This is a genomic window from Pseudomonas sp. QLc11A (assembly GCF_052112305.1).
Taxonomy (GTDB): domain Bacteria; phylum Pseudomonadota; class Gammaproteobacteria; order Pseudomonadales; family Pseudomonadaceae; genus Aquipseudomonas; species Aquipseudomonas laurylsulfatiphila.
In genome coordinates, this window is record NZ_JAVAJJ010000003.1 from 223189 (window position 1) to 240137 (window position 16949).

The window sequence follows — 16949 nt, forward strand, 5'->3', positions numbered from 1 at the left end:
ATGGCTATCGAGATCAAAGCCCCCACTTTCCCGGAATCGGTTGCCGATGGCACCGTTGCCACCTGGCACAAACAACCGGGCGATGCGGTCAAGCGCGACGAACTGATCGTCGACATCGAAACCGACAAAGTCGTGCTGGAAGTGCTGGCTACTGCTGACGGCGTGCTGGGCGCTATCGTCAAGAACGAAGGCGACACCGTTCTGTCCGACGAAGTCCTGGGCTCCATCGTTGAAGGCGGCGCTGCTGCCGCTGCTCCGGCTGCCGCTGCTGCTCCGGCCGCTGCTGCCGCAGCTCCGGCTGCCGGCGCTGACGAAGACGCTATCGCCGCTCCAGCCGCTCGCAAGCTGGCCGAAGAGAACGGCATCAATCTGGCTTCCGTCAAAGGCACCGGCAAAGATGGCCGTGTCACCAAGGAAGACGTGGTTGCCGCTGTCGAAGCCAAGAAAGCCGCTCCTGCTGCCGCACCTGCCAAGGCTGCTGCTCCGGCTGCCGCTGCTCCTGTGTTCGCTGCTGGCGACCGCATCGAGAAGCGCGTACCGATGACCCGCGTTCGCGCCACCGTGGCCAAGCGTCTGGTTGAAGCCCAGTCGAACATGGCGATGCTGACCACTTTCAACGAAGTCGACATGACCGAAGTCATGGCGCTGCGTTCGAAGTACAAGGACCTGTTCGAGAAGTCCCACAACGGCGTGCGCCTGGGCTTCATGTCCTTCTTCGTGAAAGCGGCTACCGAAGCACTGAAGCGCTTCCCGGCTGTCAACGCCTCGATCGACGGCGGTGACATCGTTTACCACGGCTACGCTGACGTCGGCGTTGCAGTTTCCAGCGATCGCGGCCTGGTTGTACCGGTTCTGCGTAACGCCGAACTGATGAGCCTGGCTGAAATCGAAGGCGGCATCGCCACCTTCGGCAAGAAAGCCCGCGACGGCAAACTGTCGATGGACGAAATGACCGGTGGTACGTTCACCATCACCAACGGCGGTACTTTCGGTTCGATGATGTCGACCCCGATCGTCAACCCGCCACAAGCCGCCATCCTGGGCATGCACAACATCATCCAGCGTCCTATGGCCATCAACGGTCAGGTCGTTATCCGTCCGATGATGTACCTGGCGCTGTCCTACGATCACCGTCTGATCGATGGCAAAGAAGCTGTGACCTTCCTGGTGACCATCAAGAACCTGCTGGAAGATCCGGCTCGTCTGTTGCTGGATATCTGATAGAAGCAGCCATGAGCTGCAAGCCCGTGCTGTCGGAAAACCCGCAGCCTGGCTTGCCGCTCGCGGCTTGAAGCTTTTCGCTAAAGAGGATTTTTTGAATGTCGCAGAAATTTGACGTAGTAGTGATCGGTGCGGGCCCTGGCGGTTACGTCGCTGCCATCAAGGCCGCGCAGTTGGGTCTCTCCACTGCCTGCATCGAGAAGTACACCGACAAGGAAGGCAAACTGGCTCTGGGCGGTACTTGCCTGAACGTCGGCTGCATTCCATCCAAGGCCCTGCTGGACAGCTCGTGGAAATTCCACGAAGCCCAGGACGGTTTCGCGATCCACGGTATCAATCACGCTGGCGTGACCATGGACGTGCCAGCGATGGTCGGCCGTAAAGCCAACATCGTCAAAGGCCTGACCTCCGGCGTTGCGACCCTGTTCAAAGCCAACGGTGTGACCTCCATCCAGGGTCACGGCAAGCTGCTGGCCGGCAAGAAAGTCGAAGTCACCAAGCCTGATGGCTCGGTAGAAATCATCGAAGCCGAAAACGTCATCCTGGCACCAGGTTCGCGTCCGATCGACATTCCGCCAGCTCCGGTTGACCAGAATGTGATCGTCGACTCCACCGGCGCCCTGGAATTCCAATCCGTTCCAAAACGTCTGGGCGTGATCGGCGCTGGCGTGATCGGTCTGGAACTGGGTTCGGTCTGGTCGCGCCTGGGTGCGCAAGTGACTGTCCTGGAAGCCCTGGACACCTTCCTGATGGCAGCTGATACCGCTGTTTCCAAGGAAGCGCTGAAAACCCTGACCAAGCAAGGTCTGGACATCAAGCTGGGCGCTCGCGTCACCGGTTCCAAAGTGAACGGCGACGAAGTCGTGGTGAACTACACCGATGCCAACGGCGAACAGAACATCACTTTCGACAAGCTGATCGTAGCCGTTGGTCGCCGTCCGGTGACCACTGATCTGTTGGCTGCCGACTGCGGCGTGACCCTGGACGAGCGTGGTTTCGTGCACGTTGACGATCACTGCGCCACCACCGTACCGGGCGTTTACGCTATTGGCGACGTGGTTCGCGGCATGATGCTGGCGCACAAGGCGTCCGAAGAAGGCATCATGGTTGTCGAGCGCATCAAGGGCCACAAGGCCCAGATGAACTATGATTTGATCCCGTCGGTTATTTATACTCACCCGGAAATCGCGTGGGTTGGTAAAACCGAGCAGGCCTTGAAAGCCGAAGGCGTTGAAGTTAACGTCGGCACCTTCCCGTTCGCAGCCTCCGGCCGTGCCATGGCTGCCAACGACACCGGTGGTTTCGTCAAGGTCATCGCAGATGCCAAGACAGACCGCGTACTGGGCGTCCACGTGATTGGCCCAAGCGCTGCCGAACTGGTTCAGCAGGGCGCGATCGGTATGGAATTCGGCACCAGCGCTGAAGACCTGGGCATGATGGTTTTCTCCCATCCGACCCTGTCTGAAGCCTTGCACGAAGCTGCTTTGGCAGTGAATGGCGGCGCCATCCACATCGCCAACCGCAAGAAGCGTTAAGAGATAATAAGAAACCACGGCGGTTTGGCCCGTCGTGAGCCTTGCATGCAAGACTCACCGCGGAATATCCGCTGGACGCAGTCTTGCATAGCTCAGCTATGCAAGCAGCAGTCACAGGTGGTGCGGCACTCGAATGAGTGCAGCACCGAATGCGCAGTACCTAACGAAGACGGTAATAAGCATGAATCTTCACGAGTATCAGGGTAAGCAGCTGTTCGCTGAGTACGGCCTGCCAGTATCCACCGGTTACGCGGTAGACACCCCGGAAGCAGCAGCAGAAGCTTGCGACAAAATCGGCGGCAGCGAGTGGGTTGTCAAAGCCCAGGTCCACGCCGGTGGTCGCGGTAAAGCGGGCGGCGTAAAGCTGGTTCGCAACAAAGAAGACGCCAAAGCCTTCGCACAGCAGTGGCTGGGCAAGCGTCTGGTGACTTACCAGACTGACGCCAATGGTCAGCCAGTCACCAAGATCCTGGTTGAATCGTGCACTGATATCGCTAAAGAGCTGTACCTGGGCGCTGTCGTTGACCGTTCGAGCCGTCGCATCGTGTTCATGGCTTCCACCGAAGGTGGCGTGGACATCGAGAAAATCGCTCACGACACTCCAGAAAAAATTCTGAAGGCCACTATCGATCCACTGGTTGGCGCTCAGCCATTCCAGGGTCGCGAACTGGCTTTCCAGCTGGGTCTGGAAGGCAAGCAAGTTGCCCAGTTCGCCAAGATCTTCGTAGGTCTGGCCAAACTGTTCCAGGATCACGATCTGGCCCTGCTGGAAGTGAACCCGCTGGTGATCAAGGCTGACGGCGATCTGCACTGCCTGGACGCCAAGATCAACATCGACGCCAACGCCATGTACCGTCAGCCTAAGCTGAAGACTTTCCACGATCCGTCGCAAGACGATCCGCGCGAAGCGCACGCTGCCAAGTTCGAACTGAACTACGTAGCACTGGAAGGCAACATCGGTTGCATGGTCAACGGTGCTGGCCTGGCCATGGGTACCATGGACATCGTCAACCTGCATGGCGGCAAGCCAGCCAACTTCCTCGACGTGGGCGGCGGTGCTACCAAGGAACGCGTTACCGAAGCGTTCAAGATCATCCTGTCCGACACTAACGTCGCTGCAGTACTGGTCAACATCTTCGGCGGCATCGTTCGTTGCGACATGATTGCCGAAGGCATCATCGGCGCGGTGAAAGAAGTCGGCGTGAAAATCCCGGTTGTTGTTCGCCTTGAAGGCAACAACGCTGAGCTGGGCGCTAAAGTACTGGCAGAAAGCGGTTTGAACATCATCGCTGCTACCAGCCTGACCGACGCTGCTCAACAAGTTGTCAAAGCTGCGGAGGGCAAATAATGAGCGTCCTGATCAATAAAGACACCAAAGTTATCTGCCAGGGTATTACCGGTTCGCAAGGTAGTTTCCACACCCAGCAAGCCATCGAGTACGGCACCAAGATGGTTGGTGGTGTAACTCCAGGCAAAGGCGGCACCGAGCACCTGGGTCTGCCAGTGTTCAACACCGTGAAAGACGCCGTAGCTGCCACTGGCGCCACCGCCAGCGTGATCTACGTTCCGGCTCCTTTCTGCAAGGACTCGATCCTGGAAGCTGCTTTCGGCGGCATCAAGCTGATCGTCTGCATCACCGAAGGCATTCCTACCCTGGACATGCTGGACGCTAAAGTTAAGTGCGACGAGCTGGGTGTTACCCTGATCGGCCCTAACTGCCCAGGCGTGATCACTCCAGGCGAATGCAAGATCGGCATCATGCCAGGTCACATTCACTTGCCAGGCAAGGTCGGTATCGTTTCCCGTTCCGGCACCCTGACCTACGAAGCTGTGAAGCAGACTACTGACGCCGGTTTCGGTCAGTCGACTTGCGTCGGCATCGGTGGTGACCCGATCCCGGGTTCGAACTTCATCGACATCCTGAAGCTGTTCCAGGAAGACCCGAAGACCGAAGCGATCGTGATGATCGGTGAGATCGGCGGTTCGGCTGAAGAAGAAGCGGCTGCCTACATCAAGGCACACGTGACCAAGCCGGTTGTTTCCTACATCGCTGGTGTGACTGCTCCTCCGGGCAAGCGCATGGGCCATGCTGGCGCAATCATCTCTGGCGGCAAAGGCACTGCAGACGAGAAATTCGCTGCTCTGCAAGACGCAGGCGTTAAAACCGTGCGTTCGTTGGCAGACATCGGCAAGGCCCTGGCCGAGCTGACCGGTTGGGCTGTCAAGTAAGCCTCGTGCTTGGCTGACGCTTCACCAAACAAAGGCCACCTTCGGGTGGCCTTTGTCGTTTCCGGGGTTTATGCGTTGTTTGGCTGGGCCTCATCGCGAGCAAGCTCGCTCCCACAGTTTTTGCGGTATGGATCAGATTGCATGACCACTACAAATCCCTGTGGGAGCGAGCTTGCTCGCGATGACGGACTTACAAGCACCAACCATTTACATGCATAAACGCGACACGAAAATGTCGTAGATCGGATAGTTCGCCCTCTAACAGTGCGTTTCTGGTCCAAATTCGTTAGGCTACGCGCCATTTTTGCGTCTGCGGCCCACAAGGCACCAACGCGCTAAAAGGGTCGGTCTTATACGGACTGACAGCATTTCCCTCACCCATAGGGAAATCCCTCTCTAAATTCCGATTCAGTAGTGTGGTATTTCCTTAATGAAAGTGTTGAAAGGCCAGGACATCCTGGCACTTGGTTTTATGACGTTTGCCCTGTTCGTCGGGGCTGGCAACATCATCTTCCCACCTATCGTCGGTTTGCAGTCCGGGCCCAATGTCTGGATGGCGGCGCTGGGTTTCCTGGTCACGGCCGTTGGTCTGCCGGTGATCACCGTTGTGGCGCTGGCGAAGGTCGGCGGCGCAATGGATGCCTTGAGCAGCCCGATCGGTAAAGTCGCCGGTGGCCTGTTGGCAGCGGCCTGCTACCTCGCTGTTGGCCCGCTCTTCGCGACGCCACGTACCGCGACGGTATCCTTCGAAGTGGGCCTGGCACCGCTGACCGGCGAGAGCCCGCTGGCATTGTTCCTGTACAGCTCGGTTTACTTCCTGCTGGTGTTCTTCATTTCGCTGTACCCAGGCCGTTTGCTGGATACCGTAGGGCGCTTCCTCGCTCCGCTGAAGATCATCGCCCTGGCCGTGCTGGGCATTGCAGCATTCGCCCTGCCGGCCGGAGACATTGGCCAGGCCACGCCTGAATACGTGGCGGCGCCGTTTTCCCAAGGTTTCATCAATGGTTACCTGACCATGGATACCCTGGGCGCCCTGGTGTTCGGCATCGTCATCGTCAACGCCATCCGTTCCCGCGGCGTCGAGTCGCCAGCACTGATCACCCGTTATGCGATCATCGCCGGCCTGATCGCCGGCGTCGGCCTGGCGCTGGTTTACGTCAGCCTGTTCCGTCTCGGTTCGGGCAGCCATGAAGTGGCCGCTGGTGCTACCAATGGCGCGGCGGTGCTGCACGCTTACGTGCAGCACACCTTCGGTTCGCTGGGCAGTGGTTTCCTGGCCGTGCTGATTTCCCTGGCGTGCCTGGTGACCGCGGTCGGCCTGACCTGTGCCTGCGCCGAGTACTTCAGCCGAGTGCTGCCGCTGTCCTACAAGACACTGGTGGTCATCCTCGCGGTGTTCTCGCTGCTGGTGTCCAACCTGGGCCTGACCAAGCTGATTGCGTTCTCGATCCCGGTGCTCACCGCGATCTACCCACCGTGCATCGTTCTGGTGGCGTTGAGCTTCTGCAAGGACTTCTGGCATGAGCAGGGTCGTATTCTCGGCCCGGTCATGCTGGTGTCGTTCCTCTTCGGCCTGATCGACGCCCTCAAGGGGGCAGGCCTGGCGGACTGGATGCCGACGCAAATGGCCCACCTGCCGCTGAGCGAGCAGGGCCTGGCCTGGCTGGTGCCTTCGGTGATGACGCTGGTGGTTGCCGTTGTCTGCGACCGTCTGCTGGGCAAGCGCGAAGAAGCGCTGGCTTAAGCTTTACCGGCCCGTCACAAAACAGAAATGCCCCGTATCAATCGATACGGGGCATTTTTTTATGGGGGGATGCGGTGTCTTTTCTTCTGCGCTAACGTCGAAAGACTGCGCAATCCACTTGTAGGAGCGAGCTTGCTCGCGAAGAACCTGAGAGCGACGCGTTTATCCAGGTAACACGCGCCATGGTTCGCGACCTTCGCGAGCAAGCTCGCTCCTACAGGGGGACGGTGTTCCGCCACTACATCACAAGGACCTGCATGTCGTTCATCCAAGCCAACCTGATCCACATCCTTGCCGCCATCTGGTTCGTCATCTGCTGGGGCGGGTACACCCGCTATGCCACCTGGAAAGGCCGTGACACTGCGTGCCTGGCCAGTGTGCTGCACCTCTATCGTGAAGACTGGATGCGCCGCATGCTGCTGCGCGACAACCGCATCGCCGATGCCAGCGTGATCGGCAACCTGGAACGCAACGCTTCGTTCTTCGCCTCCAGTACGTTGATTATCCTGGCCGGTATTCTCACGGTGCTGGGGGCTTCGGAAAGGGCGGTATCGTTGCTGGCGGATATCCCGATGGTGCAACAGGCGTCCCAGGGCATGTCGGAAATCAAGTTGCTGTGCCTGGCGCTGGTGTTTGTCTATGCGTTCTTCACGTTCAGCTGGTGCATGCGCCAGTACAACTTTGCGGCGGTACTGGTGGGGTCGGCGCCAATGGTCGGCGAGCGTCTTGTGTCGGAGCAAGAGCGCAAGGCGTTTGCTTCCCGTGCGGCCCGCGTCATCTCCATGGCCGCCAACCAGTTCAACTTCGGGCTGCGTTCCTACTACTTCGGCATGACCATGCTGGCCTGGTTTGTCAGCCCCTGGTTGTTCATGTTGATGAGTGCCGGCGTGGTATTTGTGTTGTACCGTCGCGAGTTTCATTCCGACGTTCTCGACGTGATGGTCTATACCCCTACAGAGGCGCCATCGCCCGAGGTGATCAAAGAGGCTGCTTGATGAGTGTTCCGTTCTGGTGTGTGTTTATCAGTGCCGTGCTGATTTACGTGGCGCGTATGCCTGTGACCAAGGCCATGAAAGAGCAGGGCGGTTACAACAATCACCTGCCGCGCCAGCAGCAGGGCCAACTCACAGGTTTTGGTGCCCGTGCGCTGGCGGCGCATCAGAATAGTTTTGAAGCCTTCATATTGTTTGCGGTGGGTGTGCTGATGGCGCATACAACGCAGACGGCAGGCTGGCTCATCGATTTGCTCGCGATCATCTTTGTGATCACTCGGGTTATTTATCTGGTGTGTTACTGGAAGGACCTTGCCTGGCAACGCAGCCTGGTCTGGCTGGTGGGATTAATCTGCTCGCTGTTGCTGATGATTAGTCCGACTTTTCGAACGATTTTGCTCTAAGCATTTTTTTGAAGGCAAAAGAAAACCCGCACTTGGCGGGTTTTCTTTTATCACGCTAAAAACCGGATTAGTTCTTAGGCGCTTCCGGAGCGGCTGGAGCGGCTGGAGCGGCTGGAGTGGCCGGAGCAGCCTCTTTTGCCGCTTCCGCGTTCGATTCAGCCTGAGCTTTGGCAGCTTCGGCGTTTTCTTTCGCGGCGTCGTTCACTTTATCCTGAGCTTTGCTCATGTCTTGCTGAGCTTGCTCAGCATGTTTGTTAGCTTCTTGAGCTTTGTCCTCGGATTTTTTATCGCAGGCAGCGAGACCGAGGGAAGCGGTCAACATCAAGGCAATAGCTAAAGTCTTACGCATGGGGTGTTTCTCCTGATGAAAAGCATGTACTGGCATTAAGAGCTCACACATCAGGGTTAAGTTCCTTAATTCTTTCAGATATATAAGTTTTGTTCTAATGCGGAACTTTTACCCCGACTGCCACCGCATTGCACGAACGTAAACAAGAGTGTTTATCAAATGGCTGAGAACCCCGTTTTTGAGCGAGCGAAGCGCTTTTTGTCGGCGCTGCGACATTGTCAGGTACTTGGACTAAGCGTTCACAGCGCCAGCAGCGAAGGACTGACGATCGTGCTGCCGTACAGCCCACAGATCGTTGGTAATCCCGAAACCGGCGTGATTCATGGCGGGGCACTGACCTCGCTGATGGACACGGCCTGTGGCATGGCGACGCTCTGTGTGCTCCCGGAGTTCGAAGTCTGTCCGACCCTCGACCTGCGCATCGACTACATGCACGCCGCTGAACCGCACAAGGACGTCTATGGCTTCGCCCAGTGCTACCGGGTCACCACCGACGTAATTTTTGCCCGTGGCTTCGCCTATCAGGATGATCCCGGGCAACCCATTGCCCATGTGATGGGCACATTCATGCGCATGGGCAAGAACATTAAAGGCACCAAGGGCTTTGGTGGCGCGGTTGCCGGAGGTGCGCAATGAGCGACTCGTTGAAGGATCAATTGCAAAAGGCCCATGAGCAGGGCGATTACGCCTCGCTGCTGGGTTTGATTCCCTATGCCCGGCTGATCGGCGTCGAATGTTCACGGGTGGGCGATGAGCTGCTGTTCAAGCTGCCGGCGAGCAAGGACAACATCGGTAACCCATTGCTGCCGGCGATTCATGGCGGTGTGATCGCCGGGTTCATGGAATTGGCGGCGGCGCTGCACCTGCTGGTGTTTACCGGATCGCCCGGGGTGCCGAAGATCATCGACTTCTCCCTGGATTACCTGCGAGCCGGGCAGTTTCGCGACACCTGGGCCCGATGCCAGGTTTGCCGCCAGGGGCGGCGGGTTGCCAACGTGGCGATTACCGCCTGGCAAAGCACTGAGGGCGAACCCATCGCCACGGCCCGTGCACATTTCAAACTCGAAGAGCCCTTGAAATCCTGAACTCAGCCCCAAACTCTGATGACAACCCGCCGCTGACCCTCAAGGTCGCGGCTTATGCCATCTGATTGGAGTTTGATGACCATGAGTGTGGAAACTCAAAAGGAAACCCTGGGCTTCCAGACCGAGGTGAAGCAGCTGCTGCATCTCATGATCCATTCGCTGTATTCCAACAAGGAAATTTTCCTTCGCGAATTGATCTCGAACGCCTCTGACGCTGTCGACAAATTACGTTTCGAAGCCCTGGCCAAGCCAGAGCTGCTGGAAGGCGGCGCCGAACTGAAAATCCGCGTGAGCTTCGACAAGGACGCTAAAACCGTCACTCTCGAAGACAACGGTATCGGCATGAGCCGCGAAGATGCGATCACCCACCTGGGTACCATCGCCAAGTCCGGCACCGCCGATTTCATGAAGCACCTGACCGGCGACCAGAAGAAAGACTCGCACCTGATCGGCCAGTTCGGTGTCGGTTTCTACTCCGCCTTCATCGTCGCCGACAAGGTCGATGTGTACAGCCGTCGTGCCGGCAGCGCTGCCAGCGAAGGCGTGCACTGGTCGTCCAAGGGCGAAGGTGACTTCGAAGTCGCGACAATCGACAAGGCTGAGCGCGGCACTCGCATCGTCCTGCACCTGAAATCCGGTGAAGACGAGTTCGCCGATGGCTGGCGCCTGCGCAACATCATCAAGAAATACTCCGACCACATCGCCTTGCCGATCGAGTTGCCCAAAGAAGTGGCAGCCGCCGAAGGCGAAGAGAAGCCTGCCGTTGAATGGGAAACCGTCAACCGCGCCAGCGCTCTGTGGACCCGTCCGCGTACCGAGATCAAGGACGAGGAATACCAGGAGTTCTACAAGCACATCGCTCACGATTTCGAAAACCCGCTGAGCTGGAGCCACAACAAGGTCGAAGGCAAGCTGGAATACAGCTCGCTGTTATACGTGCCGACCCGTGCTCCGTTCGACCTGTACCAGCGTGAAGCGCCAAAAGGCCTGAAGCTGTACGTGCAGCGCGTGTTCGTCATGGATCAGGCCGAGTCCTTCCTGCCGTTGTACCTGCGCTTCATCAAGGGTGTGGTCGACTCCAACGACCTGTCGCTGAACGTGTCGCGGGAAATCCTGCAGAAAGACCCGATCATCGACTCCATGAAGTCGGCGCTGACCAAGCGCGTACTAGACATGCTGGAAAAACTGGCGAAGAACGAGCCTGAGCAATACAAGGGCTTCTGGAAAAACTTCGGTCAGGTCATGAAAGAAGGCCCGGCAGAAGATTTCGCCAACAAGGAAAAAATCGCCGGTCTGCTGCGTTTCGCATCGACCCACGGCGACGATGGCGAGCAGGTTGTCGGTCTGGCCGAGTACCTGGCGCGCGCCAAGGAAGGTCAGGACAAGATCTACTACCTGACCGGCGAAACCTACGCACAGGTCAAGAACAGCCCGCACCTGGAAGTCTTCCGCAAGAAAGGCATCGAAGTGCTGCTGTTGACCGACCGCATCGACGAATGGCTGATGAGCTACCTCAGCGACTTCGACGGCAAGAGCTTCGTCGACGTGGCGCGCGGTGACCTGGACCTCGGCAACCTGGACTCGGAAGAGGACAAGAAGGCCGCGGAAGAAGTCGCGAAGTCCAAAGAAGGTCTGGTTGAGCGTCTGAAAACCGCGCTGGGCGAATCCGTTGCGGAAGTTCGGGTGTCCCATCGCCTGACCGATTCGCCGGCGATCCTGGCCATCGGTGAGCAGGACCTGGGCCTGCAGATGCGCCAGATTCTGGAGGCCAGCGGGCAGAAGGTTCCGGATTCGAAGCCGATCTTCGAATTCAACCCGGCTCACCCGCTGATCGAGAAGCTCGACAACGAGCAGAGCGACGAGCGCTTCGGTGATCTGTCGCACATCCTCTTCGATCAGGCGGCCCTGGCGGCCGGCGACAGCTTGAAAGATCCGGCGGCCTATGTGCGCCGTCTGAACAAACTGTTGGTCGAGCTATCGGCTTAACCGTGCTGCAGAAAACCCGCTTCGGCGGGTTTTTTCATTCTGGTGTTCAACAATCAGGAGTCAGAAATGAGCCAAATCACTGTACGTTCCGTTGCCTATCAGATTGATGGCCAGGCCTACGAAAGCCGTCTGGCCTTCGATGCCAACCATAAAGGCCCACGTCCGGGATTGCTGATGGCGCCGAACTGGATGGGCGTCAGCGCCGGTGCCGAGGAGATCGCCAGGTCCGTGGCGGCCAAGGGCTACGTGGTGCTGATCGCCGACCTTTACGGGCAATCGGTTCGTCCGTCGAACAATGACGAAGCCGGGGCGGCAATGATGCCGTTGAAGAATGACCGTGGGTTACTGCGCAAGCGCATGCAGGTGGCGTTCGAGCAGTTGCAGAGCCAGGGCGAGGCGGCAGTCGATACGTCGAAGCTGGCGACCTACGGTTTCTGTTTCGGCGGCTGCTGTGCCCTGGAGTTTGCCCGTACCGGTGCGCCGGTGAAGGCCGCGGTATCCTTCCACGGCACGCTGGACACACCGAATCCGGCCGACGCGAAAAACATCAAGGGTAAGGTCCTGGTCCTGCACGGTGCCTCCGATCCACTGGTGCCGAAGGAGCAGTTGCCGGCGTTCGAAGATGAAATGAACGCGGCCGGTGTGGACTGGCAGTTGCTGAGCTACGGCGGTGCATTTCACTCGTTCACCGATCCGCATGCGAATGTGCCGGGGATGATGATGTATGACGCGAAGATCGCCGCTCGGGCGTTCACGTCGATGCATAACTTGCTGGATGAAGTGTTCAGGGGCTGACCATGATTGGGTCGGTGTGAGTGCCGGCCCCTTCGCGGGCAAGCCCGCTCCCACAGGAACCTGCGTTGTTTGCAATTTTTGTGATCGACACGATCAACTGTGGGAGCGGGCTTGCCCGCGATGGCGGTGTAACTGGCGCCGAAAACTTTAAGGCAATTCGATCCTCTCATTTTCCCCCGGCACCGTCGGCCAGTCCCCGGCCGCCCAGCGCCGGCGCGCTTCATCAATCGCCGCCGGATCGCTCGCGACAAAATTCCAGTTGATCCGCCGTGGCCCGTCCAGCGGCGCGCCGCCAAACAACACGGCGTGACTGTCGCTTTCAGCAAACAGGGTCAACTCTTCTCCGGCAGGCAGTACCAACAGCGAGTGCGGTTCTATCAGCTCGCCATCCAGTTGCATCTCGCCGCTCAACACATACAGCGCACGTTCTTCATGCTCGGTGGGAATCAGCAATGTCGTCGCCGTTTGCAGGTGCAGTTCCGCGTACAACGTAGGAGAAAGCACCGGCACCGGTGACTCCAGGCAAAAGCCCGACCCGGCAATCATGCGGATCTTCACCCCCAGGTTTTCGCTGACTGGCAAGGTGGACGCCGGATGGTGGCTGTAATGCCCCGGCCCCTGTTCTTTTTCCTTGGGCGATGCCAGCCAGATCTGCAAACCGTGCATCGTGAAGCCGCTCTCCTTGAGAGCTTCGGGCGTGCGTTCGACGTGGGCAATGGCGCTGCCGGCCGTCATCCAGCTGACATCACCGGTATCAACAACCTGATCGGAACCCAGGCTGTCCTTGTGCTGGATTTTCCCCTGGAACAAATAGGTCAGGGTGGACAGGCCGATGTGCGGGTGCTGGCGGATATTCATGCCTTTGCCCGGCGGATAACGGGTTTCCAGCATGTGATCGAAAAACACGAATGGCCCGACGCTGCGGCACTTGGCGGATGGCAGTGGACGCAGGATCGGCTGACCTTCGACGTCTTCGGTGCGGGGGCGGATCACGAGCGGAGTGTTCATGGTGCGTTCCAGGCTGGGCGGGTGATGCGTTCGAGCATAACCCGCTTGCGCAGCCCTTGCCGCTATTGGCTGAAGGCGCCTTCGGACAAATGCGTTTCGATGCTGACTTCAGACGTGGTCATCAGCTTGTGGATCGGGCAGCGATCGGCCACGCGCTGCAGCTCGTCGCGTTGGGCGTCGCTGAGTGCGCCCTTGAGGGTCAGTTTGACGTGCAGCTTGTATTGGCCTTTCTGTTCCAGGCTGTTGTCGCGCTTGACCTCGACGCCGACACCGGTCAACGGGATGTCTTTCTTCTTCGCATAGAGCTTGAGGGTCAGGGCTTTGCAGGCGCCGAGCGCGGCATCGAAATAGTCGTGCGGTTCCGGCGCGCTGCCTTCACCGCCCGCCGTGACGGGCACGTCGGCGAAGAGTTCATGGTCATCGATTTGTACGCTGTGGCGAAAGCCTTCGGCAGAAACGGTGTTGACGGTGACAGTCATGGGAAACCTCGCAAGCAACAGGATATTTATTCGATCAAAAAGACCTTGAAGGTATAGAGCATGGTGCCGGATGTGCGTTCCGGTTTTCTTGTACAGGTGGGGCTTTTCGCTGAATCGTTACCGTAGCAGTGATGGTGTTTTGCATGCAGCCATGGCGCAGCAACGTCGCAAGCTTCGCGCGAGTCCGACCGCATTGCCCAATACCGTTGCGAACAAGTGCATCAGACGGTGCTGTCGACAGAGCTCGGCCGGAGCGAATCAGACCAGTGCGGCGAGTCAGGAGCTGTCGCGGTTGGCGGTGGACCTCAAAAAAAAAGCCCCGCGATGGCGGGGCTTTTCGTGTCGATCCGGATTAGCTGCCTTTGACAGTCTTGCCGTTGACCTTGCCGTCCAGGAGCATGATGTTGTACTCCTTTCCGTCGGTTTCGACTTGTTGCAGGCGGACCAGCAGGTAATCCCAGTCCTTGGCGAACCACATCACGGTGATGCGTTTGCTCTGCGTCGGGTCGCGCACGCGCTCAACCTTGATCGCATCGATCTGACCGGCCTTGGTGTCGACTTTTTCCGGGCCCAGCACGCGGAAGTCATAGGTGTCGACTTCACCGCCATCGACCACTTGATAGCTCATGGTCTTTTTGCCGGCAGCGACATCATGTTGCAAAGCCAACTGGTAGGTGGACTTGTCGAGCATGCCGCGGTTGAGGGGGAGCTTGACGGCGTCACCGCGGTCGGTGCCGGTGATCATCTTGGTGTTCCAGTCGAAATCCAGGTCGGATTTCTTGGCCTTGCCCAGGCCGCCACGTTCAAAGTGGTACGACTCCGGAAGCAGCGTGTCCTTGTCCAGGGTCAGGGTGCTTTCCTCGGATATGCTGGCAATCATCATCGATGCCTTGAAACTCAGTTTCCATTTGCCGTCGCTGGTTTTTTCGAGGCTGCGCTCGGCAGTGCCGCTCATGGGGAGCTGTTTCCAGTCGGCGGTGTAGCTGGCGGAGAAGGGTTGAAGTTCTGCCGCCTGAGCGAAGGGCATAGCGAGCAGAGCGCAAGCGAAGAGCAGGGCGCGACGCATAAAATCTCCTAGTTTCGAATCAAGTGGCCGCTGGCCGCGAGTAGCTGTCCATCCAGTAAAGCACCTTGCTCGCCGAGGGCTAGACGACCTTCGGCAAACCAGCGTACGGCCATCGGGTAGATCAGGTGTTCCTGAACATGGACCCGCTGCGCCAGACTCTGCGGCGAATCCTGTAACTCTACCGGTATTACAGCTTGTACGACCAGTGGTCCGCCATCGAGTTCCTCGGTGACGAAGTGCACGGAGCAGCCGTGCTCGGTGTCGCCAGCCTCCAGCGCGCGCTGATGAGTGTGTAACCCTTTGTATTTGGGTAGCAGCGAGGGATGGATATTGAGCAGGCGACCCTGATAGTGGCGTACGAAACCCGCGCTGAGAATGCGCATGAATCCGGCCAGTACCACGAGTTTGGGATTGAAGGCGTCGATCAGTTCGATCAGCGCGGCATCGAAGGCCTCGCGACCTTCGAAAGCCTTGTGATCCAGGGTGCGGGTGTCGATACCCGCGTCGCTGGCGCGTTGCAGGCCGTAGGCGTCGGCGCGGTTGGAAATCACCGCAGCGATGCGGACCGGGCTGTCGCCGGTCCGCGTGCTGTCGATCAGGGCCTGCAAGTTACTGCCGGTGCCGGACAACAGCACCACCACATCACAGGTCTGAGACATCAATGAGCCTTGAGGTTTTTCAGTTCTACCTGAGCCGCGCCTTCGGCAGCGGTGGAGATCTGGCCGATGACCCAAGGCTGCTCGCCCGCTTCACGCAGAACGTTCAGCGCGGTTTCAACGTGCTCTTGAGCGACGCAGATAACCATGCCGACGCCGCAGTTCAGCACGCGGTGCATTTCGTTCTCTTCTACGTTGCCTTTCTCTTGCAGCCAGTCGAACACGGCCGGACGGGTCCAGCTCGCCACGTCAACCACGGCTTGAGCGCCTTTTGGCAGAACGCGCGGGATGTTGTCCAGCAGGCCACCACCGGTGATGTGGGCCATGGCTTTGACCGCGCCGGTTTCCTTGATCAGCTTGAGCAGCGGCTTCACATAGATACGGGTCGGGGCCATCAGCAGGTCGGTCAGTGGTTTGCCGTCGAGCTGGGTGTTTTCGATGTCGGCGCCGGACACTTCGATGATCTTGCGGATCAGCGAGTAGCCGTTGGAGTGCGGGCCGGAAGACGGCAGGGCGAGCAGGGCGTCGCCGGCAGCAACCTTGGAGCCGTCGATGATTTCGGATTTTTCCACGACGCCGACGCAGAAGCCGGCCAGGTCGTAGTCTTCGCCTTCGTACATGCCCGGCATTTCAGCGGTTTCACCGCCAACCAGCGAGCAGCCCGACAGTTCGCAGCCAGCGCCGATGCCGGTAACAACCTGGGCAGCGGTGTCGACGTTCAGTTTGCCGGTGGCGTAGTAGTCGAGGAAGAACAGTGGTTCTGCGCCGCACACCACCAGGTCGTTGACGCACATGGCAACCAGGTCGATGCCGATGCTGTCGTGCTTGTTCAGGTTCAATGCCAGGCGCAGCTTGGTGCCGACGCCGTCAGTACCGGAAACCAGCACAGGCTGTTTGTAGCCGGCCGGGATTTCGCAGAGGGCGCCGAAACCGCCCAGGCCGCCCATGACTTCCGGGCGCGCAGTGCGCTTGGCGACGCTCTTGATGCGTTCGACCAATGCTTCACCGGCGTCGATGTCTACACCGGCGTCCTTGTAGCTCAGGGAGGGTTGCTTGCTCATGATCCAGGCCTTTAGGGGGGGATTTCTGGGTAACGACCGAGTCCGTCGGGAGCGCCGAAGCTGCGTAGGCGAGAACCATGCGCGCTATTCGGACACTGCCCGGCTGTTGCCGGTCTGCGAAGGCGCGCGATTTTATCAGGCTTGAGCCGCAGCGGCCATCCTCAGGCCGACAGCAGGGCCATATCCGTTAAAAAAAACCGTTGATGCACGGTGTCGGTGGCATCCTGCCTGGCTGTATAAGGTGTCGCGATTAACCGTCTATCGTTATGACAGTGCGAAAACTTACCCGGAACGTGTGAATGTTTTGCATCGGGCAATGGTCACAGCCTTGCTCGATCG

Annotated in this window: 17 protein-coding genes; 11 read left to right on the forward strand and 6 right to left on the reverse strand. The window is 58.7% G+C overall.

Going from position 1 to position 16949, the window contains the following annotated elements; genetic code table 11:
* The 7 genes from odhB to Q8X48_RS06490 all read left to right on the forward strand — a co-directional run bounded on the left by odhB (position 1) and on the right by Q8X48_RS06490 (position 8125).
* Complete coding sequence (gene odhB / locus Q8X48_RS06460) at positions 1-1221, forward strand: 2-oxoglutarate dehydrogenase complex dihydrolipoyllysine-residue succinyltransferase (protein ID WP_007977514.1); 1221 nt, start codon at positions 1-3, stop codon at positions 1219-1221.
* A gap of 98 nt (positions 1222-1319) precedes the next feature.
* Positions 1320-2756: a dihydrolipoyl dehydrogenase gene (gene lpdA / locus Q8X48_RS06465; protein ID WP_008017863.1), complete on the forward strand. Its 1437-nt coding sequence runs from the start codon at positions 1320-1322 to the stop codon at positions 2754-2756.
* 181 nt (positions 2757-2937) lie between these two features.
* The gene (sucC, locus tag Q8X48_RS06470) at positions 2938-4104 is read left to right on the forward strand and encodes an ADP-forming succinate--CoA ligase subunit beta (RefSeq protein WP_003223015.1); all 1167 of its coding nucleotides are present in this window, start codon (positions 2938-2940) and stop codon (positions 4102-4104) included.
* Positions 4104-4985: a succinate--CoA ligase subunit alpha gene (sucD, locus tag Q8X48_RS06475; RefSeq protein ID WP_003223019.1), complete on the forward strand. Its 882-nt coding sequence runs from the start codon at positions 4104-4106 to the stop codon at positions 4983-4985. Before sucC ends, sucD begins: the two co-directional genes overlap by 1 nt.
* Positions 4986-5415: 430 nt before the next feature.
* Positions 5416-6729 (forward strand): branched-chain amino acid transport system II carrier protein, encoded by a 1314-nt coding sequence (brnQ, locus tag Q8X48_RS06480; RefSeq protein WP_407799468.1) that lies wholly within the window; start codon positions 5416-5418, stop codon positions 6727-6729.
* 257 nt (positions 6730-6986) lie between these two features.
* A complete protein-coding gene (locus Q8X48_RS06485; RefSeq protein WP_015096184.1) occupies positions 6987-7724 on the forward strand; it encodes a DUF599 domain-containing protein in 738 nt (245 codons plus the stop codon).
* The gene (locus Q8X48_RS06490) at positions 7724-8125 is read left to right on the forward strand and encodes an MAPEG family protein (protein ID WP_015096183.1); all 402 of its coding nucleotides are present in this window, start codon (positions 7724-7726) and stop codon (positions 8123-8125) included. The genes Q8X48_RS06485 and Q8X48_RS06490 overlap by 1 nt, the downstream gene beginning before the upstream one ends.
* 67 nt (positions 8126-8192) lie before the next feature.
* On the opposite strand, the gene Q8X48_RS06495 is transcribed toward Q8X48_RS06490, so the two are convergent.
* On the reverse strand, positions 8193-8474 hold the full coding sequence (locus tag Q8X48_RS06495) for a hypothetical protein (protein WP_407799469.1): 282 nt from the start codon (positions 8472-8474) through the stop codon (positions 8193-8195).
* Between the two features lie 159 nt (positions 8475-8633).
* On the opposite strand from Q8X48_RS06495, the gene Q8X48_RS06500 reads away from it, so the two are divergent.
* From Q8X48_RS06500 to Q8X48_RS06515, 4 genes are all read left to right on the forward strand, one after another.
* Complete coding sequence (locus Q8X48_RS06500) at positions 8634-9110, forward strand: PaaI family thioesterase (protein WP_126046697.1); 477 nt, start codon at positions 8634-8636, stop codon at positions 9108-9110.
* Positions 9107-9559, forward strand: a complete 453-nt coding sequence (locus Q8X48_RS06505; RefSeq protein ID WP_407799470.1) for a PaaI family thioesterase — start codon at positions 9107-9109, stop codon at positions 9557-9559. The genes Q8X48_RS06500 and Q8X48_RS06505 overlap by 4 nt, the downstream gene beginning before the upstream one ends.
* Before the next feature lie 81 nt (positions 9560-9640).
* The gene (gene htpG / locus Q8X48_RS06510; RefSeq protein WP_407799471.1) at positions 9641-11545 is read left to right on the forward strand and encodes a molecular chaperone HtpG; all 1905 of its coding nucleotides are present in this window, start codon (positions 9641-9643) and stop codon (positions 11543-11545) included.
* Positions 11546-11611: 66 nt separating this feature from the next.
* Positions 11612-12340: a dienelactone hydrolase family protein gene (locus tag Q8X48_RS06515; RefSeq protein ID WP_407799472.1), complete on the forward strand. Its 729-nt coding sequence runs from the start codon at positions 11612-11614 to the stop codon at positions 12338-12340.
* Between the two features lie 147 nt (positions 12341-12487).
* Here Q8X48_RS06515 and Q8X48_RS06520 read toward each other — a convergent pair whose 3' ends face one another.
* From Q8X48_RS06520 to purM, 5 genes are all read right to left on the reverse strand, one after another.
* Positions 12488-13348, reverse strand: a complete 861-nt coding sequence (locus tag Q8X48_RS06520; RefSeq protein WP_407799473.1) for a pirin family protein — start codon at positions 13346-13348, stop codon at positions 12488-12490.
* Between the two features lie 62 nt (positions 13349-13410).
* On the reverse strand, positions 13411-13827 hold the full coding sequence (locus Q8X48_RS06525; protein ID WP_407799474.1) for an OsmC family protein: 417 nt from the start codon (positions 13825-13827) through the stop codon (positions 13411-13413).
* 352 nt (positions 13828-14179) lie between these two features.
* The gene (locus tag Q8X48_RS06530; RefSeq protein ID WP_407799475.1) at positions 14180-14893 is read right to left on the reverse strand and encodes a DUF3108 domain-containing protein; all 714 of its coding nucleotides are present in this window, start codon (positions 14891-14893) and stop codon (positions 14180-14182) included.
* Positions 14894-14901: 8 nt separating this feature from the next.
* Entirely contained in the window at positions 14902-15552 is a 651-nt protein-coding gene (gene purN, locus Q8X48_RS06535) for a phosphoribosylglycinamide formyltransferase (RefSeq protein WP_407799477.1), read from the reverse strand.
* On the reverse strand, positions 15552-16610 hold the full coding sequence (purM, locus tag Q8X48_RS06540) for a phosphoribosylformylglycinamidine cyclo-ligase (RefSeq protein WP_217835949.1): 1059 nt from the start codon (positions 16608-16610) through the stop codon (positions 15552-15554). The genes purN and purM overlap by 1 nt, the downstream gene beginning before the upstream one ends.
* Between the last annotated feature and the right edge of the window lie 339 nt (positions 16611-16949).

What these genes read in the sequence shown, in the direction of transcription:
- Q8X48_RS06525 (WP_407799474.1), bottom strand. Translation starts at nt 13,827, where the DNA reads ATGACTGTCACCGTCAACACCGTTTCTGCCGAAGGCTTTCGCCACAGC.
- sucC (WP_003223015.1), top strand. Translation starts at nt 2,938, where the DNA reads ATGAATCTTCACGAGTATCAGGGTAAGCAGCTGTTCGCTGAGTACGGC.
- purM (WP_217835949.1), bottom strand. Translation starts at nt 16,610, where the DNA reads ATGAGCAAGCAACCCTCCCTGAGCTACAAGGACGCCGGTGTAGACATC.
- Q8X48_RS06490 (WP_015096183.1), top strand. Translation starts at nt 7,724, where the DNA reads ATGAGTGTTCCGTTCTGGTGTGTGTTTATCAGTGCCGTGCTGATTTAC.
- Q8X48_RS06515 (WP_407799472.1), top strand. Translation starts at nt 11,612, where the DNA reads ATGAGCCAAATCACTGTACGTTCCGTTGCCTATCAGATTGATGGCCAG.
- Q8X48_RS06485 (WP_015096184.1), top strand. Translation starts at nt 6,987, where the DNA reads ATGTCGTTCATCCAAGCCAACCTGATCCACATCCTTGCCGCCATCTGG.
- htpG (WP_407799471.1), top strand. Translation starts at nt 9,641, where the DNA reads ATGAGTGTGGAAACTCAAAAGGAAACCCTGGGCTTCCAGACCGAGGTG.
- sucD (WP_003223019.1), top strand. Translation starts at nt 4,104, where the DNA reads ATGAGCGTCCTGATCAATAAAGACACCAAAGTTATCTGCCAGGGTATT.
- Q8X48_RS06530 (WP_407799475.1), bottom strand. Translation starts at nt 14,893, where the DNA reads ATGCGTCGCGCCCTGCTCTTCGCTTGCGCTCTGCTCGCTATGCCCTTC.
- brnQ (WP_407799468.1), top strand. Translation starts at nt 5,416, where the DNA reads ATGAAAGTGTTGAAAGGCCAGGACATCCTGGCACTTGGTTTTATGACG.
- Q8X48_RS06500 (WP_126046697.1), top strand. Translation starts at nt 8,634, where the DNA reads ATGGCTGAGAACCCCGTTTTTGAGCGAGCGAAGCGCTTTTTGTCGGCG.
- Q8X48_RS06505 (WP_407799470.1), top strand. Translation starts at nt 9,107, where the DNA reads ATGAGCGACTCGTTGAAGGATCAATTGCAAAAGGCCCATGAGCAGGGC.
- odhB (WP_007977514.1), top strand. Translation starts at nt 1, where the DNA reads ATGGCTATCGAGATCAAAGCCCCCACTTTCCCGGAATCGGTTGCCGAT.
- Q8X48_RS06495 (WP_407799469.1), bottom strand. Translation starts at nt 8,474, where the DNA reads ATGCGTAAGACTTTAGCTATTGCCTTGATGTTGACCGCTTCCCTCGGT.
- purN (WP_407799477.1), bottom strand. Translation starts at nt 15,552, where the DNA reads ATGTCTCAGACCTGTGATGTGGTGGTGCTGTTGTCCGGCACCGGCAGT.
- lpdA (WP_008017863.1), top strand. Translation starts at nt 1,320, where the DNA reads ATGTCGCAGAAATTTGACGTAGTAGTGATCGGTGCGGGCCCTGGCGGT.
- Q8X48_RS06520 (WP_407799473.1), bottom strand. Translation starts at nt 13,348, where the DNA reads ATGAACACTCCGCTCGTGATCCGCCCCCGCACCGAAGACGTCGAAGGT.